Annotated in this window: 1 protein-coding gene; it reads left to right on the forward strand. The window is 66.5% G+C overall.

Translation table 11 applies throughout. The annotated features are described in order from the left end of the window. The coding region (locus tag ACYVDE_RS25280) for a hypothetical protein (RefSeq protein ID WP_460504269.1) at window positions 1–657 on the forward strand (657 nt) is incomplete at both ends.

The raw sequence follows: 657 nt of genomic DNA on the forward strand, positions 1-657 counted from the left end.
AGCGGCATTCGGACGTTCGATGCGGATGCGACGTACACCTACAACGGCACGGCGGCCCAGACCACCGGCGCGGGCCTGCCCACCCAGGTGCGCAACCTGGCGGTGAACAACGCCCTCGGCCTCACGCTGAGCCAGGGCGTGAGCGTGGCCCAGGTAGCCCGCCTGCAAAGCGGCAACCTGATTACCAGCGGCCAGCCGTTCACGCTGCTTTCCACCGTGGATGGCACGGCCCTGATTGACAATTCCGGCGGCGTAGTGACGGGCAGCGGCACCATGCAGCGGGCCGTCACCAGCAGCGTAACCGGGCCGGCCTACCGCCATTTCAGCTCGCCGGTGGCCAGCGCTTCGTTTGCTGATTTGAACACGACGGGCTTCGCGCCCACGTTCAATGCAGCCTATAACACCAGCGCCACGCCCGGCGCGGTGGCACCTTTCCCCACGGTTTTCGGTTATGATGAAAGCCGCCTGGCCACGGCTACCTCGAACTACAGCGCTTTCGACAAAGGCTGGTTCTCGCCTGCTGATGCTACCGAAACCATGCAGCCCACGCGCGGCTACACCGTGAACGCGCCCGCCACCGCTGCGCCCGTAGCCTTCACCGGCACTTTCAACAACGCCGCCCAAAGCTCGGGCCCGCTGAGCCGCGGCACCGACGCC

It is taken from the genome of Hymenobacter agri (assembly GCF_054778495.1).